The 25,181-nt window shown below is 63.7% G+C and carries 22 protein-coding genes; 16 read left to right on the forward strand and 6 right to left on the reverse strand.

The window, feature by feature from the left end; all coding sequences use genetic code 11:
• The first annotated feature begins 115 nt into the window (after nt 1-115).
• The 8 genes from ccmC to NUH86_RS05690 all read left to right on the forward strand — a co-directional run bounded on the left by ccmC (nt 116) and on the right by NUH86_RS05690 (nt 7,012).
• Complete coding sequence (gene ccmC / locus NUH86_RS05655; protein WP_267251520.1) at nt 116-838, forward strand: heme ABC transporter permease CcmC; 723 nt, start codon at nt 116-118, stop codon at nt 836-838.
• Nucleotides 839-857: 19 nt separating this feature from the next.
• Complete coding sequence (locus NUH86_RS05660) at nt 858-983, forward strand: hypothetical protein (protein ID WP_267251521.1); 126 nt, start codon at nt 858-860, stop codon at nt 981-983.
• The gene (ccmE, locus tag NUH86_RS05665) at nt 980-1,426 is read left to right on the forward strand and encodes a cytochrome c maturation protein CcmE (RefSeq protein WP_267251522.1); all 447 of its coding nucleotides are present in this window, start codon (nt 980-982) and stop codon (nt 1,424-1,426) included. The genes NUH86_RS05660 and ccmE overlap by 4 nt, the downstream gene beginning before the upstream one ends.
• A 12-nt stretch (nt 1,427-1,438) precedes the next feature.
• Complete coding sequence (locus tag NUH86_RS05670) at nt 1,439-3,379, forward strand: heme lyase CcmF/NrfE family subunit (protein ID WP_267251523.1); 1,941 nt, start codon at nt 1,439-1,441, stop codon at nt 3,377-3,379.
• Nucleotides 3,376-3,903 (forward strand): redoxin family protein, encoded by a 528-nt coding sequence (locus NUH86_RS05675; RefSeq protein ID WP_267251525.1) that lies wholly within the window; start codon nt 3,376-3,378, stop codon nt 3,901-3,903. The genes NUH86_RS05670 and NUH86_RS05675 overlap by 4 nt, the downstream gene beginning before the upstream one ends.
• 26 nt (nt 3,904-3,929) lie before the next feature.
• Nucleotides 3,930-4,310 (forward strand): cytochrome c-type biogenesis protein CcmH, encoded by a 381-nt coding sequence (locus tag NUH86_RS05680; protein WP_416365361.1) that lies wholly within the window; start codon nt 3,930-3,932, stop codon nt 4,308-4,310.
• Entirely contained in the window at nt 4,307-4,942 is a 636-nt protein-coding gene (locus NUH86_RS05685; protein WP_267251527.1) for a tetratricopeptide repeat protein, read from the forward strand. The genes NUH86_RS05680 and NUH86_RS05685 overlap by 4 nt, the downstream gene beginning before the upstream one ends.
• 141 nt (nt 4,943-5,083) lie before the next feature.
• Complete coding sequence (locus tag NUH86_RS05690) at nt 5,084-7,012, forward strand: potassium transporter Kup (RefSeq protein WP_267251528.1); 1,929 nt, start codon at nt 5,084-5,086, stop codon at nt 7,010-7,012.
• Nucleotides 7,013-7,061: 49 nt separating this feature from the next.
• Here the strand turns inward: NUH86_RS05690 and NUH86_RS05695 are convergent, their stop codons facing one another.
• Entirely contained in the window at nt 7,062-7,526 is a 465-nt protein-coding gene (locus NUH86_RS05695) for an Hsp20 family protein (RefSeq protein WP_267251529.1), read from the reverse strand.
• A gap of 481 nt (nt 7,527-8,007) precedes the next feature.
• Between NUH86_RS05695 and NUH86_RS05700 the strand changes: the two genes are divergently transcribed.
• Together NUH86_RS05700 and NUH86_RS05705 are read left to right on the forward strand one after the other, a co-directional pair.
• Nucleotides 8,008-9,258, forward strand: coding sequence for a lipoprotein-releasing ABC transporter permease subunit (locus NUH86_RS05700; RefSeq protein ID WP_267251530.1), 1,251 nt, complete (start codon nt 8,008-8,010; stop codon nt 9,256-9,258).
• Nucleotides 9,251-9,940 (forward strand): ABC transporter ATP-binding protein, encoded by a 690-nt coding sequence (locus NUH86_RS05705; protein ID WP_267251531.1) that lies wholly within the window; start codon nt 9,251-9,253, stop codon nt 9,938-9,940. The genes NUH86_RS05700 and NUH86_RS05705 overlap by 8 nt, the downstream gene beginning before the upstream one ends.
• Here NUH86_RS05705 and NUH86_RS05710 read toward each other — a convergent pair.
• Nucleotides 9,926-11,734 carry a diguanylate cyclase gene (locus tag NUH86_RS05710; protein ID WP_267251532.1) on the reverse strand — a complete coding sequence of 603 codons (1,809 nt, stop codon included), beginning with the start codon at nt 11,732-11,734 and terminating at the stop codon, nt 9,926-9,928. The genes NUH86_RS05705 and NUH86_RS05710 overlap by 15 nt on opposite strands.
• A 128-nt stretch (nt 11,735-11,862) precedes the next feature.
• On the opposite strand from NUH86_RS05710, the gene dnaE reads away from it, so the two are divergent.
• Entirely contained in the window at nt 11,863-15,399 is a 3,537-nt protein-coding gene (gene dnaE, locus NUH86_RS05715) for a DNA polymerase III subunit alpha (protein WP_267252035.1), read from the forward strand.
• A gap of 42 nt (nt 15,400-15,441) precedes the next feature.
• Here dnaE and NUH86_RS05720 read toward each other — a convergent pair whose 3' ends face one another.
• Nucleotides 15,442-16,509: a PA0069 family radical SAM protein gene (locus NUH86_RS05720; RefSeq protein WP_267251533.1), complete on the reverse strand. Its 1,068-nt coding sequence runs from the start codon at nt 16,507-16,509 to the stop codon at nt 15,442-15,444.
• 81 nt (nt 16,510-16,590) lie between these two features.
• Between NUH86_RS05720 and NUH86_RS05725 the strand changes: the two genes are divergently transcribed.
• Nucleotides 16,591-17,100, forward strand: coding sequence for a YbjN domain-containing protein (locus NUH86_RS05725; protein ID WP_267251534.1), 510 nt, complete (start codon nt 16,591-16,593; stop codon nt 17,098-17,100).
• A 13-nt stretch (nt 17,101-17,113) separates the two neighbouring features.
• Here the strand turns inward: NUH86_RS05725 and moaB are convergent, their stop codons facing one another.
• The 3 genes from moaB to NUH86_RS05740 are packed head-to-tail and all read right to left on the reverse strand — an operon-like array spanning nt 17,114 to nt 20,147.
• Nucleotides 17,114-17,641: a molybdenum cofactor biosynthesis protein B gene (moaB, locus tag NUH86_RS05730; RefSeq protein ID WP_267251535.1), complete on the reverse strand. Its 528-nt coding sequence runs from the start codon at nt 17,639-17,641 to the stop codon at nt 17,114-17,116.
• Entirely contained in the window at nt 17,641-19,434 is a 1,794-nt protein-coding gene (locus NUH86_RS05735; RefSeq protein ID WP_267251536.1) for a lytic transglycosylase domain-containing protein, read from the reverse strand. The genes moaB and NUH86_RS05735 overlap by 1 nt, the downstream gene beginning before the upstream one ends.
• A complete protein-coding gene (locus NUH86_RS05740; protein WP_267251537.1) occupies nt 19,431-20,147 on the reverse strand; it encodes a uracil-DNA glycosylase family protein in 717 nt (238 codons plus the stop codon). The genes NUH86_RS05735 and NUH86_RS05740 overlap by 4 nt, the downstream gene beginning before the upstream one ends.
• Before the next feature lie 129 nt (nt 20,148-20,276).
• Between NUH86_RS05740 and NUH86_RS05745 the strand changes: the two genes are divergently transcribed.
• Genes NUH86_RS05745 through NUH86_RS05760 form a run of 4 tightly spaced genes read left to right on the forward strand, consistent with a single transcriptional unit; the run spans nt 20,277 to nt 25,164 of the window.
• On the forward strand, nt 20,277-21,929 hold the full coding sequence (locus tag NUH86_RS05745; protein WP_267251538.1) for an electron transfer flavoprotein-ubiquinone oxidoreductase: 1,653 nt from the start codon (nt 20,277-20,279) through the stop codon (nt 21,927-21,929).
• A 19-nt stretch (nt 21,930-21,948) separates the two neighbouring features.
• A complete protein-coding gene (locus NUH86_RS05750; RefSeq protein ID WP_267251539.1) occupies nt 21,949-23,565 on the forward strand; it encodes a tetratricopeptide repeat protein in 1,617 nt (538 codons plus the stop codon).
• Nucleotides 23,552-24,451, forward strand: a complete 900-nt coding sequence (locus NUH86_RS05755) for a 4-(cytidine 5'-diphospho)-2-C-methyl-D-erythritol kinase (protein ID WP_267251540.1) — start codon at nt 23,552-23,554, stop codon at nt 24,449-24,451. The genes NUH86_RS05750 and NUH86_RS05755 overlap by 14 nt, the downstream gene beginning before the upstream one ends.
• Entirely contained in the window at nt 24,448-25,164 is a 717-nt protein-coding gene (locus NUH86_RS05760; RefSeq protein ID WP_267251541.1) for an N-formylglutamate amidohydrolase, read from the forward strand. Before NUH86_RS05755 ends, NUH86_RS05760 begins: the two co-directional genes overlap by 4 nt.
• The last annotated feature ends 17 nt before the right edge of the window (nt 25,165-25,181 follow it).

The raw sequence follows: 25,181 nt of genomic DNA on the forward strand, positions 1-25,181 counted from the left end.
GCCTGTCTGTCGCAAAAAAGGGGGACGGGCATGACGGATCCCGATTTTCCGGCGATGAAATTGGGAAAAAGGCCTACTGGCCTTGAGGCATTTGGAAAGCTAATAGCCTCTTCTCATGCATCGTTTCGCCAATCCTGCGCGCTTCCTCAAAATTGCCCGACCTTTGACGGTCTGGCTGTTCTGGCCGGGGCTGATTCTGCTGCTCGCCGGGGCCGGCTGCGGTCTGTTCGTGACGCCGGCGGACTATCTTCAGGGCGATACGGTGCGCATCCTCTACATCCATGTTCCCGCCGCCTGGCTGGGCATGGCGGGATGGACCGGCATCGCCATCGCCGCCCTCATGCAACTGGTCTGGCGTCATCCGCTTGCCGCCGTGGCGGGGCGGGCCATTGCCGTGCCGGGTGCCTTCTTCACCGCGACCTGCCTCATCACCGGGTCGATCTGGGGTCGGCCCACCTGGGGCACATGGTGGGAATGGGACGGGCGCATGACATCCATGCTGGTGCTGTTCTTCCTCTATCTCGGCTATATCGCCCTCGCCAATGCCAGCGCGCGGCAGGGCAGCGGCGGGGTCAGTCCCGTAACCGCCATTTTCGGGCTGGTCGGCGCGATCAACATCCCGATCATCAACCGTTCGGTGCTGTGGTGGAACAGCCTGCATCAAGGCCCCAGCATCACCCTGCGCGGATCGACCATCGATACGGCGCTGCTCTGGCCGCTGGGCTTCACCCTGGTCGGATTCACCTTGCTTTTCGCGGCGATCGTGCTGATGCGCATGCGCGCCATATTGGCGCGGAACAAGATCGAAGCGCGGATGCAGCGGCTTGCGCGAGGATGAGGGGCGCGAGGGTGAGGGGATGAACCAGTGGGCTTTCGTCATCGGCGCCTATGCGCTGACCTTTCTGGGCACTGGCCTTATAAGCCTGCTCAGTTGGCGCGCGATGCGCGGCGCTGAAAGCAGGGCGTCGGCGGACCGCGCATGAAGGCGAAACATCAAAGGCTGATCCTGGCCGTGGTCGCCCTGGCCGCGCTGATCGGCGCGGGCCTGCTGGCGGCGTCCGCGCTCAAGGACGAGGCCGCTTATTTCTACGCGCCCAACGACGTGAAGACCGAGGGCGTCGAGCCGGGCAAGGCGATCCGGCTGGGCGGCATGGTGGTCAAGGGCAGTATCAAGCGCGCCAGCGACGGCGTCACCATCCATTTCGACGTCACCGACGGAAAGGCGACTGTCCCGGCAAGCTTCAAGGGCATCACCCCCGACCTTTTTCGCGAAGGTTCGGGCGTAGTGGCTGAGGGGTCTTTTGACGCGGGCGGCATTTTCCAGGCCACCAATTTGCTGGCCAAACATGACGAGCGCTACATGCCGCGCGAGTTGGAAGGCATGCAATATGACGAGAAGTCCCACAAGATGAAGGCGGATCAGTGAAGCGAAGCACGCATGATCGCTGAAGCTGGCCTTGCCGCATTATGGCTTGCCGCGTCGCTGGCCCTGCTTCAGTTGGCGCTGGCGGCGATTGGCCTCGCTGGAGGCAAGAGCGAACTGCTGGGCGCGGTGCGGCCCGTGGCGGTGGCGCAGGGGGGGCTGACGGCACTGGCCTTCGCCCTGCTGATCGCGCTGTTCATGCGGTCCGACATGTCGGTCCTGCTCGTCGTCACGAACAGCCATTCGATGAAGCCCTGGCTCTACAAATTCGCCGGAACCTGGGGCAATCACGAAGGGTCGATGCTGCTCTGGGTGACCGTGATGGGCATGGCGGGCGCGGCCGTCGCCCTCTTCGAGCGGGCCTTGCGGCGCGAGACGCACATGGCGATGCTCGGCGGGCAGGCGGCGATCAGCCTTGGCTTCTATGCCTTCCTGCTGTTCGCCTCCAATCCCTTCGCGCGGGTCGATCCGCCGGCGGCGGACGGGCAGGGACTCAATCCGCTCTTGCAAGACCCCGGCCTCGCTTTCCATCCGCCGACGCTTTATCTCGGTTATGTCGGCCTGTCCGTTGCCTTTTCCTTTGCGGTCGGCGCGCTGTTGACCAGGCAGGTGGACGCCGCCTTCGCTCGCGCCATGCGGCCATGGGTTCTGGGCGCGTGGATATTGCTGACGCTCGGCATCACGGCGGGCAGCTATTGGGCCTATTATGAACTGGGCTGGGGCGGCTGGTGGTTCTGGGATCCGGTGGAAAATGCCTCGCTCATGCCCTGGCTGGCGGCGACGGCGTTGCTCCATAGCGTGACCGTGCTGGCCACCCGTGACGCCTTGCGCGCATGGACGGTGATGCTGGCGGTGGTCGCCTTTTCCATGTCGATGGTCGGCACTTTCCTGGTCCGGTCGGGAATCCTGACCAGCGTCCACGCTTTCGCCGTCGATCCGGAACGCGGCACCTTCATTCTGGCGCTGCTCGGCATCTATATCGGCGGGGCATTGGCTCTGTTCGGCTGGCGCGTGGGCGCGGTGCGGGAGGGCGCGCCGTTCGAACTGGTCAGCCGGGAAACCATGTTGGTCGTCAATAATCTGCTGCTCTCGGTCATATTGGGGCTGGTGCTGATCGGCACGCTTTATCCGCTAATGACCGAAGCATTCGGCCATAAGGTGTCGGTGGGCGCGCCCTATTTCGACCGCATCGCAGGTCCGATCGCGCTGGCGTTGATGATCGTGATGATCCTTGGACCGCTGACCCGCTGGCGGCGCGACCGGATGCGGGAAGTGACCCGGCGGATAGCGATCCCGCTGGCGGTGGGGGGATTGGTTTTCCTCACGCTGGCGACCTTGGCCTGGGGGCGGATCGGCATATTGCCCTTCCTTGGCCTGGTGATCGCGCTGGCGGTCGCGGTGGGAAGCGTCGCGCCGCTCTGGAAGCGCAATCTGCGCCGAACGCCGCTTTTTACCTGGGGCATGGTGATCGCTCATCTGGGCTGCGCGGTCAGTCTGGCCGGCATGGCCTGCGATTCGGCCTTCACGGTGGAGAAGCTGGTGGCGGCGCGCCCCGGTGACACGGTGGAGACGGCAGGCTGGACCCTTCGTTTCAGGCAGATCCTGCCGATAGCGGGCGACAACTGGACCGCGCTCCAGGCTGATATGGAAGCGAGCCGCGACGGAGGCGAGCCGGTCCTGATACACCCGCAGTCGCGATTCTTCGCCTCACCGCCGACGACCACGACCGAAGCCGCCCTGCTGACGCGCTGGAACGGCCAGCTCTATGTCGTGCTGGGGCAGGAGGCGGATGAGGGCCGCTGGCAGCTCCGCATCTGGTGGAAGCCGTTCGTGACGCTGATCTGGTTTGGCGGTTTCCTGATCGCGCTGGGCGGCGGGCTGGCGTTGGTCGGGCGGGAACGGCGCGGCTGGCTGCTCAAATGGCGGGCGCGCAAGGCCATGGAGGCCGCATTATGAGGAAATTGCTCATCTGGCTGCCGCTGGCGTTGTTCCTCGGCTTTTTCGGGCTGTTTGCGAGCGGGCTGTTGCGTCCGGACGACCGGATCATCAGTTCGAAGCTTGTCGGCAAATCGCTGCCCGCCTTCGTCCTGCCCGCCGCCGCGAGCGACCGGCCGCCGCTTGCCAGCACGGAACTCGCCACGGGGAAGCCGCGCCTGCTCAATATATTCGCAAGCTGGTGCATGCCCTGCGCGGCGGAAGCGCCCCAATTGCTGGCGCTCAAACAGGCGGGCGTGGAAATCGACGCCATCGCCATTCGCGATGCGCGGACCGACGTCGACGCTTTCCTCCAGCGCTACGGCAATCCCTATTCCCGCATCGGTCTGGATGCGCGGAGCGAGGTGCAGATCGCGCTGGGTTCGTCCGGCGTTCCGGAAAGCTTCATCATCGATGGAAAGGGCCGCATCGCCTATCAGCATGTGGGCGACATTCGCGAGGATGACGTGCCAATGATCATCGACCGGCTGAGGAATGCGCAGTGAGGATCGCTATCGCCCTGCTGGCGCTGATGCTGAGCGCCCCTGTCTTCGCGCAGTCCGCCTTGCCGCCTGCTCCCTATGCCGACCGCCAGATAGAAGACCCGGGGCTGGAGAAAAAGGCGCGGACCCTTATGGAAACGATCCGCTGCCTCACCTGCCAGAGCCAGTCGATAGCCGACAGCAATGCCAGCATGGCGGGCGATATGCGGTCGCAGATCCGCGAACGCATCATGGCGGGTGAGCAGCCCGAACATATCCGCGCCTGGCTGATCGAGCGCTATGGCGACTGGGTGAGTTATGAGCCGACGGCGGAACCGATCCTCTGGCCGCTCTGGGCCGCGCCGCTGATTCTGCTGGGTCTGGGGCTGCTGTTGCTGCGCGGGCGGATCAAGCGGAGGAGGCGGTCATGACGGGTTGGATCATCGCTGCCGCATTGGCGCTCTTCGTGAGCGTGGCGCTTGTCGCGGTCGGCCGGATACCCCGGACGGCCTGGGAAATCTCGGCTGCTGCCCTGCTGCTGGGTCTTGCCGGCTATGCCTGGCAGGGAAAACCGGGATCGGCGGGTTCGCCCCGGCAAGCGGCGGACAAGGACGTCGTGGCCTTTGACGAGAAGCTTGCCGAACAGCGCCGGGGCCTTGCCGAGCGTTATGGCAAGGCGGGCCAGTGGCTGATGCTGTCGGACGGTTTGGGGCGTCAGGGGAAGACGAAGGAAGCAGCGAATGTCCTGCTGTCCGGCCTTCGCGATACGCCGGACGATCCCAATCTATGGCTGGGATTCGGCAATGCGCTGGTCGCGCATGCGGGCGGGGTGCTGTCCCCCTCGGCCGATTTCGCCTATCGCCGGGCCATGGCGATCGATCCCGAAGGTCCGGCGCCGCGCTATTTCTACGGGATGGCGCTCGCCCGCGCAGGGCAGCTCAAGGAAGCCCGCTCTCTCTGGGCGCCGCTTGCCGCCAGCGCACCTGAAGACAGCGCGGTCAAGAAGGAACTCGAAAGCAACATTGCGCGTATCGACGCCATGCTTGGGTCTGCCGGCCGATAAGCGGTGAAAGCCGCAGCGCCATCATTGCCTCCACCTTGGAGCCATGATAGGGCGCGGCGGTTTGCGGGGCTTATCGAATGACAAGACGGGCCGCTTCCCCGTTCGGGTGTCCAAAGATCATGACAATTCGGCATTTTCTCCATGGCTGACGAGATCACCGGCGCTATCGCGCGCACCGATGACGAAAGCGCCCATGATCACGGCCATTCGGGACAGAAGGCCACGCTGAAGCTGGTGGTCGGCGCAATCGGGATCGTTTTCGGGGACATCGGCACCAGCCCGCTTTACGCATTCCGGGAAACCTTCGCCGGGCATCACCATCTGGACCTGGACCCGGACCATATATTGGGCGTCATCAGCTTGATGTTCTGGTCGATGATGCTGGTCGTGACCCTCAAATATGTCACCGTCATCATGCGCGCCGACAATAAGGGGGAGGGTGGCAGCCTTGCCCTGTTGGCGCTGATCAACGGCCAGACCAAGACACAGCGATGGTCGCGGGGAATCGTCCTGCTGGGCGTGTTCGCGACATCGCTTTTCTATGGCGATTCGATGATCACGCCCGCCGTTTCGGTACTGTCGGCGGTCGAAGGGCTGGCGGTCTATAATAGCAGCCTTGCGCCCGTCATCCTGCCCACGGCGGTCGTCATCCTGCTGGGCCTGTTCTGGATACAGGGGCTGGGGACCAATCGAGTCGCTTCTTTGTTCGGCCCGATCATGCTGTCCTATTTCCTGACGATCGCGGTTCTGGGGATCATCAGCATCGCCAAGACGCCGGGCATACTCTATGCGTTCAACCCCTATTGGGCCGTCATGTTCTTCGCCACCGATCCGCTGCCCGCTTTTCTCGCTTTGGGCGCGGTGGTGCTGGCGGTGACGGGGGCCGAAGCGCTCTACGCCGATATGGGCCATTTCGGACGCAGCCCGATCCGGGTGTCCTGGCTGGCCTTCGTCCTGCCGGCGCTGATGATGAACTATATGGGGCAAGGTGCGCTGCTGTTTCGCGAGGGCGCCGCGGCCCTGCATAGCCCCTTCTACTATCTGGCTCCGCAATGGGCGCAACTGCCGCTGGTCGGACTTGCCACGATGGCGGCGATCATCGCCAGCCAGGCGGTGATTTCCGGCGCCTTTTCCGTCACGCAGCAGGCGATCCAGCTCGGCTTCATGCCGCGCCTGCGGATCGCGCATACCAGCGCTTCGACCGCTGGCCAGATATACATTCCCCTGGTCAACTGGGGGTTGATGGTCATGGTAATCCTGCTGGTGCTGGTGTTCCAGACCTCATCGAACCTGACCGCCGCCTATGGCATCGCCGTCACGGGCGCGATGTTCATCGACAATGTATTGCTGACCGTCCTGCTCTATCGCCTGTGGAAATGGCGCTGGTATTATTCCGTCCCGTTGCTGACCGTGCTGTTTCTGGTGGACGGAGCCTATCTGGCCGCCAATCTCACGAAAGTGCCTGCGGGCGGCTGGTTCCCGCTACTGATCGGATTCGTGATCTTCACGCTGCTCACCACCTGGTCGCGGGGACGGCGGCTGGTGCAGGACCGGCTGCGCGAAGCCGCCATGCCGATCCCTGTCTTCGTCGCATCGGCGGCCAACAGCGCCGTTCGCGTTCCCGGCACGGCGGTTTTCATGACCTCCACGCCTGATGGCGTGCCGCATGCGCTGCTGCACAATCTCAGGCATAACAAGGTGCTGCATGAGCGCGTCATCCTGTTGACCGTCAAGATCAAGGACGTGCCGGTCGTCGAGGATGACGGGCGTTGTAGGTTGGAGGATCTGGGCCGGGGCTTCTTCCGTCTGGTCCTGCAATATGGTTTCATGCAGGAACCCGACGTTCCCGCCGCGCTCAAGAATGTGACGGGCTGCGGCGAGGCGTTCAGGATGATGGACACCAGCTTCTTCCTGGCGCGGCAGACGTTGCTGCCGTCGGCCAAGCCGGGCATGCCGCTCTGGCGTGAGAAGATATTCGCCTGGATGCTGCGCAATGCGGAAAGCGCAATGGAATTCTTCCGCCTGCCGACCAATCGCGTGGTCGAATTGGGCAGTCAGGTCGAAATCTGACGAAAAGGGGCGCGGCATGGCTACCGCGCCCCTTTCCCATTCGGTCGGATCAGGCGGCGTCGCGGTCGCTGTTGATCTCGACAAGCTGACCGCCGTTGATGGCGATCTTCTTCGGCTTCATCGCCTCCGGCACTTCGCGCACCAGTTCGATCGTCAGCAGGCCGTCGGCAAGATCGGCCTTCTCCACCCGCACGAAATCGGCGAGTTCGAAGCGGCGCTCGAAGCTGCGGTTGGCGATGCCGACATGCAGGAAACGCGCGCGGTCGCCGCCGGGCGCCTCTTCCTTCCGCCCGGTCACCTGGAGCAGGTTCTGCTGAGCCGTGATGTCGATCTCATCCGTGCGGAAGCCCGCCACGGCCAGCGTGACGCGATAGCGATCCTCGGAAAGCCGTTCGATATTGAAAGGGGGGTAATTGTCGCCCTGACTCAACCGGGCATTGTTTTCGATCAGGTCGAAGAGACGGTCGAAACCCACGGTCGAGCGGCGATAGGGGGTCAGGTCAAAACCACGCATTGTCATAATCTCCCAAAGAGCAAAATGAACATGCCGGACCCGGAACAAGGCATCCGGCGAACTCTGTCCGACCCCATGTGGCGGCCGGACGCATTCGATATGGTTCGGTGGGAGAGTGTTTCAAGAGGCGCTGAAACGGGAATTGCCGCGCCGGATAAGGCCCAAAAGAAAAGTACCCGGACCACGTTGCCGCGACCCGGGTACTGATGGACGATTGCTCGTCTCCCCCTTGGCCTGCCTCAACCGTTTCTTAGCCCCCTAAGCTCGAAACGGGATGCAGTATCCCTGAACCACGGCCATTAACCTGTGCTTCGAGGCCTTAGCTATGGGCAGAGCGGGCCGGTGTCACGGGCTATTTCCGGTCCCTGTGATTTTCCCGATTACGCTGTGGCTCCCGTGCAACAATCCGCCAATGCTTGCCGTCGGTCGAGAGCATGCTAGACGGTCTGCCTGTCCCAATCGAGAGGCCGTTCGCGCCATCATGATTCTGTCCCGATACGAACGCATGATTGCCAAGCGTTACCTGCTGCCCGGCAAGGGGGAGGGTTTCATCTTCCTCGTCGCCGGCATCAGCCTGGTGGCGGTGATGCTGGGGGTGGCGGCGCTTATCATCGTGATGAGCGTGATGAACGGCTTTCGCGCCGAACTGTTCGACAAGATCGTCGGCCTCAACGGCCATGCCGTGGTCCAGGGCTATGGCGGGCGCCTGCCGGACTGGAAAGCGGTGCTGAAGGAGGCGAAGGCGACGCCCGGCGTCACTAGCGCAACGCCGTTGATCGAGCAGCCTTTGCTCGGCAGCTTCCAGGGCCGGGTGGACGCGGTGCTGGTACGCGGCATGACCGTGAACGACATTCGGAACAACGCGACCCTGAAGGCCAAGGTCGTTGCGGGCAAGCTGAGCGCGCTGACACCCAATGGCGGCAAGGTGGGGATCGGGTCGCGCCTGGCGGAAAATCTGGGCATACAGTTGGGCGACAGCATCACCATCATCAATCCGGCGGGCCGTTCGACGCCCTTCGGCACCGTGCCCCGGCAGGTTTCCTATCAAGTCGCCGCCATTTTCGAAGTCGGCATCTATGATTATGACAAGGCGTTCGTGGTCATGCCGGTGGAGGACGCCCAGACCCTGCTGCTGCTGGGCGACGTCGTCAGCATGATCGAGGTCGAGACGGTGAACGCCGACCAGGTCGCCGCCATATTGGAACCGCTGGCCGCCAAGGTCGCGGGGCGCGCCATCGTGACGGATTGGCGTCAGATGAACGCTTCCCTGTTCGAAGCGCTGGCGGTGGAACGGGTCGCGATGTTCGTGGTGCTGTCGATCATCGTGCTGGTCGCGGTGTTCAACATCCTCTCGTCGCTGATCATGCTGGTGCGCGCCAAGACGCGCGACATCGCGATCTTGCGGACCATGGGGGCGAGCCGTGTAGGCCTGGTCAAGATATTCATGACCGTGGGCGTGACGATCGGGTCGCTCGGCATGGCGGCGGGCATGGTGTTGGGCTTCACCTTCCTGTTCTTCCGCCAGAGCGTGGTGAACGCTATCCAGTTCCTGACCGGGCAGAATCTATGGGATCCCTCGATCCGTTTCCTCACCGAACTGCCCGCCAAGCCCGATCCGGTGGAGATCGCCATCATCTGCCTGATGGCGCTGGTCTTCAGCTTCCTGGCGACGCTCTATCCCGCGTTCAAGGCCGCCAATACCGATCCCGTGCAGGTGCTGCGCTATGAATGAGATATTGAAGGTCGGCGGCCTGAAGCGCAGCTTCACCCAGGGCGGCGTCACCATAGAGGTGCTGCGCGGCGTCGACCTGTCAGTGGCGCCGGGGGAGATCGTGGCGTTGCTCGGCCCATCGGGATCGGGAAAATCGACCCTGCTTCAGGCGGTCGGGCTGCTGGAGGGCGGCTTCGACGGATCGATCCGCATCGGCGGCGAAGAAGCGGCGAAACTCGACAATGACGGGCGGACGCGGTTGCGCCGTGACGCGCTGGGCTTCGTCTACCAGTTCCATCATCTGCTCCCCGACTTCAACGCGGTGGAGAATGTCATATTGCCGCAGGTGATCCGCGACGCCGACATGGCGAGCGCCCGCGTTCGCGCCGAATCGCTGTTGGGATCGTTGGGCCTTGGCCATCGCCTCGAACATCGGCCAAGCCAGTTGTCCGGCGGCGAGCAGCAGCGCGTGGCCGTGGCGCGAGCGCTCGCCAACCGGCCTGCCCTCGTTCTGGCGGACGAGCCGACCGGCAATCTGGACGAGCGGACCGCCGATGTCGTGCTGGCCGAATTCCTGCGGCTGGTGCGGGAGGAAGGCTCCGCCGCGCTGGTGGCCACGCATAATGAGCGGCTGGCGCGGAAGATGGACCGGGTGGTCCGCCTTCACGAAGGACTGCTGGACGAAAGTTCAGGCCGAATGTGACGCCACATCCCGGACCGTCGCGATGACGATCTGGTTGCGGCCCTGGCTTTTCGCCCGAAGCAGCGCGGCATCGGCCGTCCGGACCAGCGTCTCCGCCCGGCCATGGTCGGGGAAGACGGCCAGGCCGAAGGATGCGGTGATCGGCCCCAGTTCCTCACCCCGATGCTCGACGCGCAGATCCTGCAATTTCTGCTGCACCTGGATAGCGCGATCGATCGCCTGATCCTGCGCGAAGCCGGGCATGAGCAGCACGAACTCCTCCCCGCCCAGGCGGAAAGCGCAGTCCTTTTCGCGCAGCGCTTCGTTGAGCACGGCCCCCACGGCGCGCAGCACCGCATCGCCTGCGTCATGGCCATGGCTGTCGTTGAACCGCTTGAAATGGTCGATGTCGACCATCAGGCAGGCCAGCGGCGCCATCGCGTTTTCGGCATGGATCACCCGCTCCCTGAATACAGTGTCGAAGCGGCGCCGGTTGGCAAGGCCGGTCAGCGGGTCAGCCATTGCCATCTGGCGCAGCGCGTCGCGCAGCCGCAGATTGGCGAGCGCCAGGCTGATATTTTCCGCCAGCATTTCCAGATATCTTTCCGTGCGGCTGATCTGTTCCGCGGTCCGGTCGTCAGGCTGCTCGACATAGAGCAGGCCGATGCTTTCCCCTTGCGCCGTCAGGGGAATGCAGATGGTGGACGCCACGATGTTTCCGGCCAGATGCTCGCACGGAATGTCGACCATCTCGCCGGTCGGCTTGTGGGTCTGCCCGCGCCTCAGCGCCCAGCAGGCCGTCGGCGCGAATTCCTCGCCCGACTGCCGGGGCGACAGCCAGTCGCAGGCCTGCGCCATCACATTGCGGCGGGTGTCGTGCATGTAGAGCCGTCCAGCGAAACCGGGCGCGATTTCAGGCGCGAAACGTCGGACGACCTCGACAAGATCGCTTATATTGTCGCATCCTTGCAGGCGTTGGGTCATGCGCGAAAGCTGATCGCGCGTGATCCGGTCCGCATCCCGTTCCTGTTCCAGCCTTTGCCTTTCCAGGCCGTTTTCCCGGAAAATGCGGATGGCCTGCGCCATGTCGCCGATCTCGTCCACCTGGGGAAAATCGGGTGGCACGGCAGCATAATCCTGCGCCGCCAGCCGGGTCACGACATCGCTCAGCCGCACCACCGGACGCAGGATGCGCTGCTTCAGGATGAAATAGAGCACGCACAGGAACAGCAGGGCGGTCGCGCCCAGCATGATTTCCGACATGAGCCGCCATTGCCGGGCCGCTTCGGTTGCCTGCCGGACGGTGTTTTCCGTCCGCTGGTCCAGCATATATTGGAACTTGCCGATCTGGGCGGCGACGCGATCCAGTTCCCGGCCATATTCGTCACCGAACAATATCTTGCGCGCTGTTCCCTGGTCTCTGCTTTCGGCGGCCTTGATGGCGGCTTCCTGCTCGTCGATCAGCGCATCGGCCCAGTGCAAACCCTCCCGCAGGGCCGCGAGTTCGGCGATGCTGGCTCCCTGATCGTGCAGATGGGCAATCCTCCGTTCGACCGAGCGGAGCGCCGCCTTTTCCCGGCGATAGGCGATGATATGCGACGGGTCGCCCGTGATCGCAAAGGCGCGCGCATGTTCGGTCAGGCGATAGCTGTCCTCCTCCAGCGTGGAGGTCATCTGATCGAAGACGGCACGCTGTTCGACGGCGGCGCGTTCTTTCTCTTCGATGCTGGACGCCATGAGCATGACGGCGCCCGATACCAGCGTGAGGGCCACGGTGGCCCCATAGGCATAGTTGGTGATGGTGGCTAATCGCATAGTCCCGCAAGCTAGGCCTTAATTCTTGGAGAGATGTTAACTACCTTCACCGTGGCGCAAATTTTACCCACGACTTTCTTGATCCGGGGGCTGGCGTCGAATCGACGGGAGCGCCTAGATTGCCTGCCATGCCCCATGCCGGTTTCGTCCCCCTTCGCGTCTTTTCATCCTTCACCATGCTGGAAGGGGCGATAGACCCCAAGAAGATCGCGAAACAGGCCAAGGCGCTGGGTTTCCCGGCGGCGGCCATCACCGACCGCAATGGTCTCTACGGCTCCATGGCCTTTTCCGACGCCTGCAAGGGGGAGGGGGTGCAGCCGATCATCGGCGCGATGGTCGGCGTGGCGCGGCCCGAGCGCCCGGCCAATGCTGCGGCGGTGCACGACTGGATCGCCCTCTATGCGCAGGATGCCGTGGGCTATGACAATTTGTGCGCGCTGGTTTCGATGGCGCATCTGGACCGCCCGGTCGAGGAAGTGCCGCATATCAGCCTGGATATGCTGGAAGGCCGCACCGACGGGTTGATCGCCCTGACCGCTGGAGGCGAAGGAGCGCTTGCCCGTCTGTTCGCGGAGGACCAGCCCGCCGCCGCGCACGCCTATGTGAAGCGGCTGGAGGCGTTGTTCCCCGGACGGCTCTACATCGAAATCTGCCGCCGTCTCGATCCGGTCGAGGGGAAGGCGGAACCGGAACTGCTCGCCCTGGCCTATGCCCGCGACCTGCCTTTGGTGGCGACCAATCCGACTTGTTTCACCGAGCCGCATTTCCATGAGGCGCATGACGTGATGCTCTGCATCGCCGACAGCGCCTATGTCGAGACGCCCGACCGGCGGACCAGCTCGCCCGACGCCTGGATGAAACCGGCGGCGGAAATGAAGCGATTGTTCGAGGATTTGCCCGAAGCGCTGGCCAACACGCTGGTCGTCGCGCAGCGTTGTGCCGTCGCGGCACCCAAGCGCAAGCCCATCCTACCCAGCCTGGCCGGCGATATAGAGGGCGAGGCGAAGATGCTGCGCGATCAGGCGGCGGACGGGCTGGAAGCGCGGCTGGCCAAGGCGGGCATCACGGACGAGGAAGCGCGCAAGCCCTATTTCGACCGATTGAAGTTCGAAACCGACATCATCATCCAGATGGGCTTTCCCGGTTACTTCCTGATCGTCGCCGACTTCATCAGATGGGCGAAGGATCATGACATTCCGGTCGGTCCGGGCCGTGGTTCGGGCGCTGGATCGGTCGTCGCCTGGGCGCTGACGATCACCGATCTCGATCCGCTGCAATTGGGATTGCTGTTCGAACGCTTCCTGAACCCGGAACGTGTGTCGATGCCGGACTTCGACATCGACTTCTGCGAAACCCGGCGCGGCGAAGTGATTCGCTACGTCCAGCAGAAATATGGCGCGGATCATGTCGCGCAGATCATCACCTTCGGAAAGCTGAAGGCGCGCGCCGTGCTCAAGGATACGGGCCGCGTTTTGCAGATGAGCTATGGTCAGGTCGACCGCCTGGCCAAGCTGGTGCCTAACCATCCGACCGACCCCTGGACGCTGGAACGATCCCTGAATGGCGTGGCCGAGTTCCGGGCGGAATATGACAATGACGCGCAGGTCAAGCGCCTGATCGACTATGCCATGAAGCTGGAAGGCTTCCCGCGGCATAGCTCCACCCATGCGGCGGGCGTGGTGATCGCGGACAGGCCCCTGTCGCAACTGGTGCCGCTCTATCGCGATCCCCGGTCCGACATGCCGGTCACGCAGTTCGACATGAAATATGTCGAGGGCGCGGGGCTGGTGAAGTTCGACTTCCTCGGCCTCAAGACGCTGTCGGTGTTGCAGAAGGCTGTGCAATTGCTCGCCGGACGGGGCGTGGAGATCGACCTTAATGCGCTCGGTTGGGACGATCCGGCGGTTTATGAGCTGCTCCAGCGCGGCGACACGGTGGGCGTGTTCCAGTTGGAATCGGAAGGCATGCGCAAGACGCTGGCCGCCGTGCGTCCGACCAATTTCGGGGACATCATTGCGCTGGTGTCGCTCTATCGCCCCGGCCCGATGGACAATATCCCCATGTTTGGGCGTCGCAAGAACGGCCAGGAAGATATTGAATACCCTCACATTCTTCTGAAGCCTATCCTTGAAGAGACCTATGGCATCTTCGTCTATCAGGAACAGGTGATGCAGGCCGCGCAGATATTGGCGGGCTATTCGCTGGGTGACGCCGACCTGCTGCGCCGCGCCATGGGCAAGAAGATCAAGGCGGAGATGGACGCCCAGCGCGCCCGCTTCGTCGAAGGATGCGCGAAGAGCGACATCGCGGCGGGCAAGGCGAACGATCTGTTCGATTTGATCGACAAGTTCGCCGGCTATGGCTTCAACAAGTCGCATGCGGCCGCCTATGCCTTGCTCGCCTATCAGACCGCCTGGTTGAAGGCGCATTATCCGGCGGAATTCTACGCCGCGTCCATGGCCTTCGATATTCACCTGACCGACAAGCTGACGGTGTTCGTGGACGATATGCGGCGGATGGGGTTGGGCTGCCTGGCGCCTGACATCAACCGCAGCGAGGCGGATTTTTCGGTCGAGGCGGTCGAGCAGGAAGGCGATGATCCGCGCCTCGCCTTTGCCGTGCGCTATGCCCTGGGTGGCCTGAAAGGCGTGGGCGAAAAGGCGATGGAGCAATTGGTTGCAGAGCGTGATGCGGGCGGCCCGTTCAAGTCGCTGGACGATTTCGCCGACCGCATCGAACCGCGCCTGCTCAACCGGCGGCAGTTGGAAAGCCTGGCGGCGGCGGGCGCATTCGATGGCGTGCATGCGGACCGGGCCGGTGTCCATGCGGCGGCGGAAACGATCCTCAGCGTGGCCTCCAGCGCTGCGGAGGCGCGGGAGAGCGGGCAGGGCGGCCTGTTCGGGGATGTCGAAACGCCGCATGCCGATGTCCGCATTCCGCCGCATCAGACCTGGTCGACGGCGGACCGCATGGCGCAGGAAAAGGATGCGTTCGGCTTTTATTTCTCCGCCCATCCGGTCGACCGCTATCGGCATCTGGCCGAGGCCCGGGGCGCGAAAAGCTATGGCGCCATTTGCACCGAGCCTGTTGCCGAGGGTGGCCGGGCCAATGGCGTAATGGCCGCCATGGTCGAAGATGTGCGTTGGCGCGAAACCAAGCGCGGCGCGAGATATGCCGCCGCTACCTTCTCCGACAGCAGCGGCCAGTTCCAGGCAAGCTGTTTCGATGAGGATGCCTGCAAGGCAATAGAGGACATGGCCCGCGAGGGCGATTGCGCCCTGCTGATGGTGGAACTGGATCGCTTGCCGGGCGAGGAAACGCCGCGCGTGACGATCCGCGGCGTCGAGCCTTTCCGGCAATTGGCCAATAATTCCCGCATGGAATTGATCGTCGATGTCAGCGATGCAACGGCGGTCGAAGCGCTCGCACAGCTATTGGCGCGGGCCCGGGGAGGGCGTAGCGAGATATTCCTCCGAGCGCCGGTGGGCGGGGGCAGGGCGGCGCGCTTGTTCCTGGGTGATGATTATCTGATCGGTGCGGATCAGGTGGACAGCATCGCAACGATAGCAGGCTTGCGCATCGGCTCTTTCGAACGGATGGATGCCAAGGCGGACGGCTATCGCGCACGCAACCGGCGGTCGGGCCTGCGATTGGTAGCTGGCTGACCCTCCTCCGGTTGGGGGATATGGGCTGCCCAAATCCTTGAACTAAAAGAGGCTCATTTGGGCGCCCTCCGGCCTGCGAAACAGATCCGTGCGCAGGGTCACGCGTTCGCCGGTAAAGCCTGCCCGTTTCCGCGCCTTTTGGAACCGGGCGCGGATCAGGTCGGCCCACACGCCCTGACCGCGCATCCGGCTGCCGAAATTGGGATCGTTGTCACGACCGCCCCGAATATCGCGGATGATGGCCATCACCTTGGCCGCCCGGTCCGGATAATGTTCTTCCAGCCAGGCGCGGAACAAGGGGGCGACTTCATGGGGCAGGCGGACGGGAATATAGCTCACATCTTGCGCACCGGCCGAGGAGACACGAGCGACGATGCTCTCTATCTCATGGTCGGTAATGGCGGGGATGACGGGCGATATGCTGGCCACTACCGGCACCCCGGCCTGCGACAACAAGCGGATCGCCTCGACCCGGCGAAGCGGGTGTGGTGCACGTGGCTCCAGCGTCCGGGCCGTTGCAGGGTCGAGCGATGTGACCGAAATCATCACGGCAACGAGCCTTTCCCGCGCCATAGAAACCAGCAGATCGATATCGCGTACGATGCGATCCGATTTGGTCGTGATATAGACGGGGTGTCGATATTCCCATAATATTTCAAGGCATTGCCGTGTAATCTTCCAATCCCGTTCGATTGGTTGATAAGGATCGGTATTAGTCCCCATGGCGATGGGGGACACCTTATGGGCTTTGCTGCAAAGCTCCTTGCGCAGCAGTTCAGCGGCATCGGGTTTGGCAAACAGGCGGGTTTCGAAATCCAGGCCCGGCGAAAGATCGTGATAGGCATGGGTTGGGCGCGCAAAGCAGTAGATGCAGCCATGCTCGCAACCCCGATAGGCGTTGATCGACTGGTTGAAGGCGATGTCGGGAGAATTGTTGCGGCTGATGATCGTGCGGGGTCGTTCGACGGTGACTTCCGTGCGTCGTCTTGGCGGCGCACCATCTACCTCCGCCAAGGCGTCGAGCCAGTCGCCATCGGCGATTCTTTCGGGCAGGTCGAAGCGGCGGCTTTCGCCGTTCAATGTCGCGCCTCTACCCTTTTCCGCAGCCATGATTCACTAGAACATAATAGGAACATATTGACAAGCTCCCCCATCGGCATCACTGATGATTTCAGTAAAAGGGGTGGCGATATGCGGAAAATGGCGGCGATTGCCGGCTTATGGATCGGTGCGTTGACAACGCCTTGCCTTGCGGCGGATGCCGACCCCTGCGGCGCGAATCTGGTCTGCGCCAGCGATCCCGAAACGGTGACCCAGGCTTTGCAAGCGGAAGGTTATAAGGCCGCTTTGGGCAAGAGCAGCCAGACGGGCAATCCAAAGATAGAGAGCGCCGCCAGCGGCTATAATTACACGATCTTCTTCTATGAGTGCGAACAGGCGCGCCATTGCGCTTCCCTGCAATTTCAGGTGAGCTTCGAGGATGATGGCGGCAATACGCCCGAACTCGCCAATAAATGGAATAAGGACAAGAGGTTCGCGCAGATGTCGGTCTGGGACGACGGGTCGCTGGCCCTGGCCTATGACGTGACCACCATGGGCGGTCTCAATCGGAAGAATTTCGCCGATGTGGTGGATTGGTGGGCGGTGATGCTTGGGGAGGCCGGGAAATTCTTCAAAGACAATCCGTCGCCCGCCAAATAATCGGCGGGGTTGTTTAGCGTTCGGTTAGACGCGGCATCAATTCCACGAAATTGCAAGGCCGGAAACGGCTGTCCAACTGGCTGACGAGGATGCCGTCCCAGGCGTCCTTGACCGCGCCGGTCGATCCCGGCAGCGCGAAGAGATAGGTGCCCCGCGCCACGCAGGCGGTGGCGCGCGACTGGATGGTGGAGGTGCCGATGGTCTGATAGCTGAGCCAGCGGAAAAGTTCGCCGAAGCCGGGAATTTCCTTGTCCTGCACCTGCGCCAGCGCTTCGGGCGTGACATCCCGCCCGGTAACCCCCGTTCCGCCCGTAGTGATGATGCAGTCGATCTGCGGATCGTCGATCCACGCATGGAGGCGGGCGACGATGGCGGAGCGTTCGTCCCGCTCTATATGACGGGCGGCCAGAATGTGACCGGCCGCTGTCATGCGTTCGGCCAGAATGTCGCCCGAACGGTCGTCTGCCGCAGTGCGGCTGTCCGACACGGTCAGCAACGCAATGCGCACCGGCAGAAACGGCCGGCTTTCGTCAATCGGCATCAGTCGGAACCGCCCGCGATGCTGGCGCTGACATTCGCGCTGGCGATCGGCGTCCTGGGCTTCAGGCGCACCAGGCGCGTGCCCTTGGTTCCTGGAAAGGTCGGCCACAGGCCCTGCGCCATGCCGGCCAGCGACTCCGCGCTGCCCTTCGCCTGGATCTGGTACATCCAGTAATTGCGCATCACGATGTTCACATAGGCGCGGGTTTCATAATAGGGCAGGGATTCGATGAAGAGCAGCGGATCGCCATTGTCCTTCACTTCGCTGTTCCACCGTTCGACGGGCACCGGACCGGCATTATAGGCGGCCATCACCTTGGGCAACAACCCACCGGTCGCACTCATGCCCCGCAGATTTTCCAGATAGCGCTGACCATATTCCATGTTGGTCGACGGCACGAACAACTGGTCGGGCGCGGCGAGGCCCATCAGATTGCCGGTGCTGGGCAGCACCTGCATCAGACCGCGCGCACCCGCGCTGCTGACGACGTCCCGGCGGAAACCCGATTCCTGAAGCGTATGGGCATAGATCAGCGCGGGATCGACGCGCCACCCACCGTCCGGCCGCCAATCGGGCGCGGGGAAGCGGGCGAAGCTGCCCGGTTGCTTGCCCACCGGGCCATTATGGGCGAGCCAAAGCTGCGTTTCCGGCAGGCTGAGCGCACCGGCCAGGCGAAGCAGGGCGTCATATTGGCTGGTCCCGCCAATCTTCGCCTGATAACGCAGCATCTGGTCGGCCCGCGCATTTTCGCCGATCGCGCTAAGTGCGATTGCCGCCCGCACGTTGGGGCTGTCCTTGATCTGCTGCCATTCCGCCGCGCCGAAACGGGGCGTGGCCGACGCGCCACCCAGCGGCACCGCCAGCGTTTCACGCGCCAGCAGGCCGTAGAAGCTCTCATCCGAACGGGCCGCGGTCTTCAGCAGAGCCTCGACCCTTTCAGCTTCCCCGCACACCATATAGGCGCGCGCTGCCCAATAGGCGCCCGCAGCGCGCATGTCGCTGTTGCCCGCAAGCGCCGCGACATTGCCGAAGGCAGGGGCGGCAGCGCGGCAGTCATTCTGGCGCCAGGCCGCCAGACCTGTCGTCCAATAGGCCTGAACCGCCCAATCGCCGCCGCTGCGGCTTTCCAGCGCCCTTGCCGCCATGCGCCGGGCGTTGGCGTCGTCATTTCCGATATAATAGGCCCAAGCGATGCGCTGCCGCACTTCTGTAAGGCCATCGGGCGTCAGGCCCGCTTCGCCGGTGAGCAGCAAGGCTTCGGCGCTGGCCGGATCGTCATTCTTGATGAAGGGCTGGATCTGCCCGGCCAGCGCCTGGGCCAGAGCGTCGGTCTTGACCGCTGGCACATATTCCCGGCGCGGTGCGCTGCCCAACCAGACCATCTTCTGAACCTGCGGCAGCGCGGGCAGGAGGGTCGCGCCACGCTTTTGCGCCAGCCGGGAAAGCTGATCCGCCTTGTCCAGCCACGGCGCCTTGTTGATCAGGTCCAGCAATTCGAACAATTCGACCTTGGGCGAATTCTTGCTGAGATATAGTTCCGCCAGCGCGACCGGACGGACGGCATCCTGCGTATCCAGCGCGGCGATCATCGCCCTGGCATCCCCCCATTTCTGGCTGCGCAAGGCGGCGTAAATGGCGCCGTACCGGCTTTTGTCGGCATCGTTCAACTGAAGCGGGACGGAGGAAATAACCCCGGAGCCAGAGTTGGCCGTATCGGCTTTCGCGGGCATGGCGGCCATCAGGGCGCAGGCGACGGCAGCCAGGCAGGACGAACGGGTCAGGGCGCGAATCACTCGGACATTTCCTCAATCAAACCTTGCAGCATACGCCAACATTCCGCCTTTGCCGCGGGTTGGCCAAGCAGCAAACGCGGATGGAATGTGGCGAAGACGGGTAAGGTGCCGCCATCATGGTTAAATATCCGTGAACCAGCATCTGCCGCAGGCAACAGGCTGCGGATGGTTCGGTCGCCCAGCAACAATAATCGACGCGGCGCGGCAAGCATGACATGCGTGCGCATGCGCGCGGCGGCCGCCGCCAGGTCTGCTGCCTCGACCATGGCGCCGGGCGGACGGGACAGGAAAAGGGACGCCAGGTGAATATCGGCGCGTTTCAGGCCGATCGCCCGCAACATCCCATCGAATAGCTGCCCTGCGCGATCGCTGAGCAGGGCGCCCGCGCTGACGTCCGCAGGGTCCGGCATGTCGGTGATCACCATGAGCGGCGCTTCGGTCGGTCCTTCCGGCAGGATCGCGGCACCCGGCCAGTGCCGTTCCGGCTGCGCCGCATCCTCGGCCAGCCAGGTCAGGAAAGCATCGAAGGAAGCGGGCCTGGCCGGGGCGGGGCCATCGCCGCCGACCGGAAGCGCTGGCCGGGCATGGGCCTGAGCCGTGCGCAGCCAATCGACCCGCTCCTCGCCGACCGCGCAATCCACGCCGGCCAGATTCCACCATGCCATATAGGCATTGGCGGCTTCTGCCGCATTTTCCCGCAATAATCCCCGCATCGATTGTTCTTGGGCCAGAGGTTGACGCCGTGGTCAAGTTTCTTCATCGCCCATAATGTCAAAACGTTTGGGTAGCGCGGCGACCGGATTGGGGAGGAAAACCGACGGCGTCCGCAATTTGGAGGAATTATGAGCGAACGGGATTCGATGCCCTATGACATCGTCATCGTCGGCGGCGGCCCGGCGGGACTGTCATCGGCTATCCGATTGAAGCAGCTTGCGAACGACGCAGGTCAGGAATTGTCGGTTTGCGTCCTGGAAAAGGGTTCGGAAATCGGCGCGCACATCTTGTCGGGCGCAGTGGTCGACCCGAAGGCGCTGGACGAACTGTTCCCCGAATGGCGGGACATGGGCTGCCCGATGGCGGAAGTGCCGGTGACGGACAATCAGCACTGGTTCTTGACCAAGGGCGGCAAGATGAACATGCCGCACATCATGACGCCGGGCTGGATGCACAATAAGGGCACCTATACCGGATCGCTGGGCAACCTGTGCCGCTGGCTGGCCGAGCAGGCCGAAGGGCTGGGCGTGGAAATCTTCCCCGGCTTTGCTGCGGCGGAAATCCTTTATAATGAGGACGGGTCGGTAAAGGGCGTCGCAACCGGCGACATGGGCATCGACCGCGAGGGCAATCGCAAGCCCGACTATCAGCCGGGTCTGGAACTGCACGCGAAATATACCTTCTTCGCGGAGGGTGCGCGTGGCCATCTCACCAAGATATTGAAGCGCCAGTTCGCGCTGGACGCTGACAGCGAGCCGCAGGTCTACGGTATCGGCATGAAGGAATTGTGGGACATCGATCCCGCCAAGCACAAGCCGGGCCTGGTCATCCACAGCCAGGGCTGGCCGCTGACCGACGCCTATGGCGGCGGTTTCCTCTATCATCAGGCCAATGGGCAGGTCGCCTTGGGCTTCGTCGTGGGTCTTGGCTATCGCAACCCGCACCTTTACCCGTTCGAGGAATTCCAGCGCTGGAAGCAGCATCCGGAAATCCGGAAATATCTGGAGGGCGGCCGCCGCGTCTCCTACGGCGCGCGGGCGATCAACGAGGGCGGCTGGCAGTCGATCCCGAAGCTGGCCTTCCCCGGCGGCGCGCTGATCGGCTGTTCGGCGGGCTTCGTCAACGTGCCCCGCATCAAGGGCACGCATACGGCGATGAAGTCGGGCATGCTGGCCGCTAAATCCGCCTTCGCGGCGATCCGCGCCGAGCGGTCGAGCGATGTGCTGGACGATTATGAGCCGACGCTGCGGTCGAGCTGGATCGCGACCGAGTTGCAGCTCGTGAAGAATGCCGAACCGCTCCTGAGCAAGTTCGGCAACACCATCGGCACGGTGCTGGCGGGCATCGACATGTGGATGCGCACGCTCAAGATGGGCCTGCCCTTCACGATGAAGCACAAGCCCGATTGCGAGAAGCTGTGGCGCAAGGATGTGTCGAAGAAGATCGAGTATCCCAAGCCAGACGGCGTGATCAGCTTCGACCGGCTGTCCTCGGTGTTCCTGTCGAACACCAATCATGAGGAAGACCAGCCCGTCCATTTGCAGTTGAAGGATCCGGAAATCCCGATTTCCTACAATCTGCCCCTTTATGACGAACCGGCGCAACGCTATTGTCCGGCGGGCGTCTATGAGGTGGTCGGTCTGGACGAGGGCAATCCCCGTTTCCAGATCAACGCGCAGAATTGCGTCCATTGCAAGACGTGCGACATCAAGGATCCGACCCAGAACATCAACTGGGTCGTGCCCGAAGGCGGCGGAGGACCGAATTATCCGAACATGTAGGCGTCTGTTTGCCGTTACGATGCTGATGCTGCCCGTTGCGGCGGGCGCATCGGTGGACCCTGGCAGCGCATTGCATGCCTACATGCGGGGGCGTCTGGCCGATGGCGATGGCGCTCCCGGCCTTGCCCTCGACAGCTATCGGACGGCGCTGGCGGGCGACCCCGCCAGCCTGGAGGTTGCCCGGCGATCCTATTTTCAGGCGGTGATCAGCGGCGACATGCCCCTGGCGCTGCGTTCCGCCGCGGTTCTGGAAAGCGACGGCCTGCTGCCCCGCGACGGAACCCTGCTCCAGATCGCCGATGCGCTGAACCGGAAGGACTGGCGTGGCGCCCGCCTGCTTGTCGACCGGATGGTGGTGGAAGGAAATTTCGCCTTTCTGGCGCCGGTCACCCGGAGTTGGATTTCAGTGGGGGAGGGGCGATATGCGCCGCCCGTCATCGATCCCGCCGACCGTTTCGCATCGCTCTCAAGACGCTATCTGGACGAGCATCTGGCGCTTCTGGCCTTGCGCGAGGGCAAAGGCACGCCGTCCTTGATCAATCGCGCCTTGTCCTTGCGGGCGGGAGGGCTGGACCTTTCGCGGCTGCTCTTCGCCGCGCAATTGGCCGCACGCGGCGCGAAGGCGGAGGCATTGGCGCTCCTGCCCGAAAATGAGGCGAATTTCGCGCAGGCCCGGACGGATATCGCCAACAGAAAAATGCCCGCTATCCACGGCAAGGCCCTGACGGCGGGGCAGGGTTTTGCCTGCCTGCTGCTCCGTCTGGCATCGGACATTTCGTCCGACGGCAGCACGGGAACGCTGGGCATCCGCCTCGCACGCATCGCCGCCCTTGCCGATCCTGACGGTCCCGCAGCCCATATCGTCGCCGCAGACCTGCTGAGCCGCGCCGGCCATGCCGCCTATTCGGTGGAGGAGGCGCAAGCGGTGCCAGCCAATGGCTGGTATGGTGCGCTGGCGCAGGCGGAACTGGTCGAAGCGCTGGCGGCGGAAGGCAAGCGGGCGGAGGCGATCGCCCTGGCGCGCACTCTGGCGGCCGTGCCGCATGCGGAGCCGGAACGCCATGTGCGGTTGGGCCAGTTGCTGGCGCAGGATAATGATTTCGAGGGCGCAGCCGCTGCGTTCCGCGCCGCTCAGGGCCCTTATCCAGCCGATGCCGTTCCCTGGGCGCTGCTCTTGTTCGAGGGCAGTGCGCTGGAACAGGGCGCGCATTGGAATGAAGCGCGGGCGGTATTGGAGCGGGCGGCCAGATTGGCGCCGGAGGAGCCGACCATCCTCAATTATCTGGGCTATGCGCAGATCGAGCGGCGGCAGAATATGGACGCGGCGCTGGAATTGCTGAAAAAGGCGAGCGCTCTCAAGCCTCAGGATGCGTCGATCACGGATTCCCTGGGCTGGGCGCAGTTCGTGACAGGGGACATCGATGCCGCTGTGCCGGTGCTGGAGCGGGCCGCCGCCGGAGCGCCTTCCGACGCGACCATCAACGAACATCTGGGCGATGCGCTGTGGGCGGCGGGGCGTCGTTATGAGGCCCGCTATGCCTGGCGCGCAGCCGCGGTCTTTGCCGAGGGCGAGACGGCGCAACGTCTGGCCGCCAAGACCAAAGAGGGGATGAAGCCCGAATATGCCGCACGTTGACGCGGAAGGGGCCGCCACATTCCCGGCGGATGCGGGCGAACTGGTCGAAACCGCCTTTGCCAAGATCAATCTGGCTCTGCATGTCCGGCACAAGCGGACGGATGGCTATCATGCGCTGGAAAGCCTGTTCGTCTTCACGCAACTGGGGGACAGGCTGTCGGGCCGGGTCCGGTCGGACGGGTCGATCAATCTTTATGTCGAGGGTCCCTTCGGCCGTGAGTTGGACGCAGGCCCCGACAATCTGGTGATGAAGGCCGCCCACGCCTTGCAAGCCCATCTGGGGGGAAGTCCCGGCGCCGATCTGAGGTTGCGCAAGATGCTGCCGGTCGCATCGGGCATTGGCGGTGGCTCCGCCGACGCGGCTGCCGCGCTGCGGCTGCTCACCCGGCTCTGGAACGCGCCCCTGTCCACCGAGGCGCTCGAACGGATCGCGCTGTCGCTCGGTTCGGACGTTCCGGCCTGCATCGGCAGCGTCTCGCAAATGGTGCGGGGGCGGGGGGAAGTGCTGCACCGGCAGTCGGTCGCCGGGCTGTCCGCCATGCCGATCCTGCTGGTCAATCCCGGCGTCGCGGTTTCGACGGCGCAGGTTTTCGGCAATTGGGACCGGGTGGATCGCGGCCCCCTGGCGGCGAGTGACCTGGAACAGTTGATCGCCGCCGGACGCAACGATCTGGAGGCCCCGGCCATGGCGGCAGCGCCGGTCATTGCGGACGTGCTGGCTGCGCTGAAGGCATGTGACGGCGTGCGCCTTGCCCGCATGTCGGGATCGGGCGCGACCTGCTTCGCGCTGTTCGAGACGGATCGCCAGTGCGCCCGGGCGGCGGAAAGGCTGCGCGACGGCCATGGCGGATGGTGGGTCGCCGAAACGAGGATCAGGACGGAATGAGCGAGGCATTTACGGAAGTCGACGGCGGCGATCTCAACATATTGATCATCGCGGACCATGCCTCCGCCCATGTCCCGGCCGATATCGATCTGGGCGTCGACGCCGCCTTGCTGAACGATCATATCGCCGTCGACATCGGCGTGGCGGAGGTCAGCGCCCTGCTGGCCGAAGAATTGCGCTGCAAGGCCGTATTGGGCGGCGTTTCCCGCCTGGTGATCGACCTCAACCGGGAGGATGACGCGCCGGGGCTGCTGCCGGTGATGAGCGACGGCCATGTCATTCCGGGCAACCGCCACGCCGACCTGAACGATCGGATGATGCGGTTCCACCACCCCTATCATCATAAAGTGGCCAGGCTGCTGGACGCCATGCCCTCTCCGTTCATCCTGTCCGTCCACAGCTTCACGCCCCGGCTGGCCAGCGATCCCGGTCAGAAGCGTCCCTGGGATATCGGCGTCCTTTACAATCAGGACGACCGGGCGGCCCGCATCGCCATTCCCCTGCTCGAGGCGGCGGGGCTCAAGGTCGGGGACCAGTTGCCCTATTCCGGCAAGGTTCTGAACGCCACGATGAACCGCCATGCGGAGGGCAACGGCATCCCCTATCTCGGCATAGAGATGCGGCAGGATCTGGTGGGCGATGCCACGGGGCAAACGCGATTTGCCGCCATATTGGCCCCCATCGTCCTGGAATGCCGCAATCGGCTTGCCTGACGGGCCGCGGAAGCTGA

Origin of the sequence: Sphingobium sp. JS3065, assembly GCF_026427355.1 — a bacterium.
GTDB lineage: Bacteria > Pseudomonadota > Alphaproteobacteria > Sphingomonadales > Sphingomonadaceae > Sphingobium.

Excerpts from the sequence above, each read along its gene's own strand:
- NUH86_RS05695 (WP_267251529.1), bottom strand. The coding sequence starts at position 7,526 with ATGCGTGGTTTTGACCTGACCCCCTATCGCCGCTCGACCGTGGGTTTC.
- ccmC (WP_267251520.1), top strand. The coding sequence starts at position 116 with ATGCATCGTTTCGCCAATCCTGCGCGCTTCCTCAAAATTGCCCGACCT.
- moaB (WP_267251535.1), bottom strand. The coding sequence starts at position 17,641 with ATGCCGATTGACGAAAGCCGGCCGTTTCTGCCGGTGCGCATTGCGTTG.
- NUH86_RS05700 (WP_267251530.1), top strand. The coding sequence starts at position 8,008 with ATGATTCTGTCCCGATACGAACGCATGATTGCCAAGCGTTACCTGCTG.
- NUH86_RS05720 (WP_267251533.1), bottom strand. The coding sequence starts at position 16,509 with ATGGCTGCGGAAAAGGGTAGAGGCGCGACATTGAACGGCGAAAGCCGC.
- ccmE (WP_267251522.1), top strand. The coding sequence starts at position 980 with ATGAAGGCGAAACATCAAAGGCTGATCCTGGCCGTGGTCGCCCTGGCC.
- NUH86_RS05680 (WP_416365361.1), top strand. The coding sequence starts at position 3,930 with ATGCTGAGCGCCCCTGTCTTCGCGCAGTCCGCCTTGCCGCCTGCTCCC.
- NUH86_RS05660 (WP_267251521.1), top strand. The coding sequence starts at position 858 with ATGAACCAGTGGGCTTTCGTCATCGGCGCCTATGCGCTGACCTTTCTG.
- NUH86_RS05690 (WP_267251528.1), top strand. The coding sequence starts at position 5,084 with ATGGCTGACGAGATCACCGGCGCTATCGCGCGCACCGATGACGAAAGC.
- NUH86_RS05725 (WP_267251534.1), top strand. The coding sequence starts at position 16,591 with ATGCGGAAAATGGCGGCGATTGCCGGCTTATGGATCGGTGCGTTGACA.
- NUH86_RS05760 (WP_267251541.1), top strand. The coding sequence starts at position 24,448 with ATGAGCGAGGCATTTACGGAAGTCGACGGCGGCGATCTCAACATATTG.
- NUH86_RS05755 (WP_267251540.1), top strand. The coding sequence starts at position 23,552 with ATGCCGCACGTTGACGCGGAAGGGGCCGCCACATTCCCGGCGGATGCG.
- NUH86_RS05745 (WP_267251538.1), top strand. The coding sequence starts at position 20,277 with ATGAGCGAACGGGATTCGATGCCCTATGACATCGTCATCGTCGGCGGC.
- NUH86_RS05710 (WP_267251532.1), bottom strand. The coding sequence starts at position 11,734 with ATGCGATTAGCCACCATCACCAACTATGCCTATGGGGCCACCGTGGCC.
- NUH86_RS05750 (WP_267251539.1), top strand. The coding sequence starts at position 21,949 with ATGCTGATGCTGCCCGTTGCGGCGGGCGCATCGGTGGACCCTGGCAGC.
- NUH86_RS05685 (WP_267251527.1), top strand. The coding sequence starts at position 4,307 with ATGACGGGTTGGATCATCGCTGCCGCATTGGCGCTCTTCGTGAGCGTG.
- NUH86_RS05705 (WP_267251531.1), top strand. The coding sequence starts at position 9,251 with ATGAATGAGATATTGAAGGTCGGCGGCCTGAAGCGCAGCTTCACCCAG.
- NUH86_RS05675 (WP_267251525.1), top strand. The coding sequence starts at position 3,376 with ATGAGGAAATTGCTCATCTGGCTGCCGCTGGCGTTGTTCCTCGGCTTT.
- NUH86_RS05670 (WP_267251523.1), top strand. The coding sequence starts at position 1,439 with ATGATCGCTGAAGCTGGCCTTGCCGCATTATGGCTTGCCGCGTCGCTG.
- NUH86_RS05740 (WP_267251537.1), bottom strand. The coding sequence starts at position 20,147 with ATGCGGGGATTATTGCGGGAAAATGCGGCAGAAGCCGCCAATGCCTAT.
- dnaE (WP_267252035.1), top strand. The coding sequence starts at position 11,863 with ATGCCCCATGCCGGTTTCGTCCCCCTTCGCGTCTTTTCATCCTTCACC.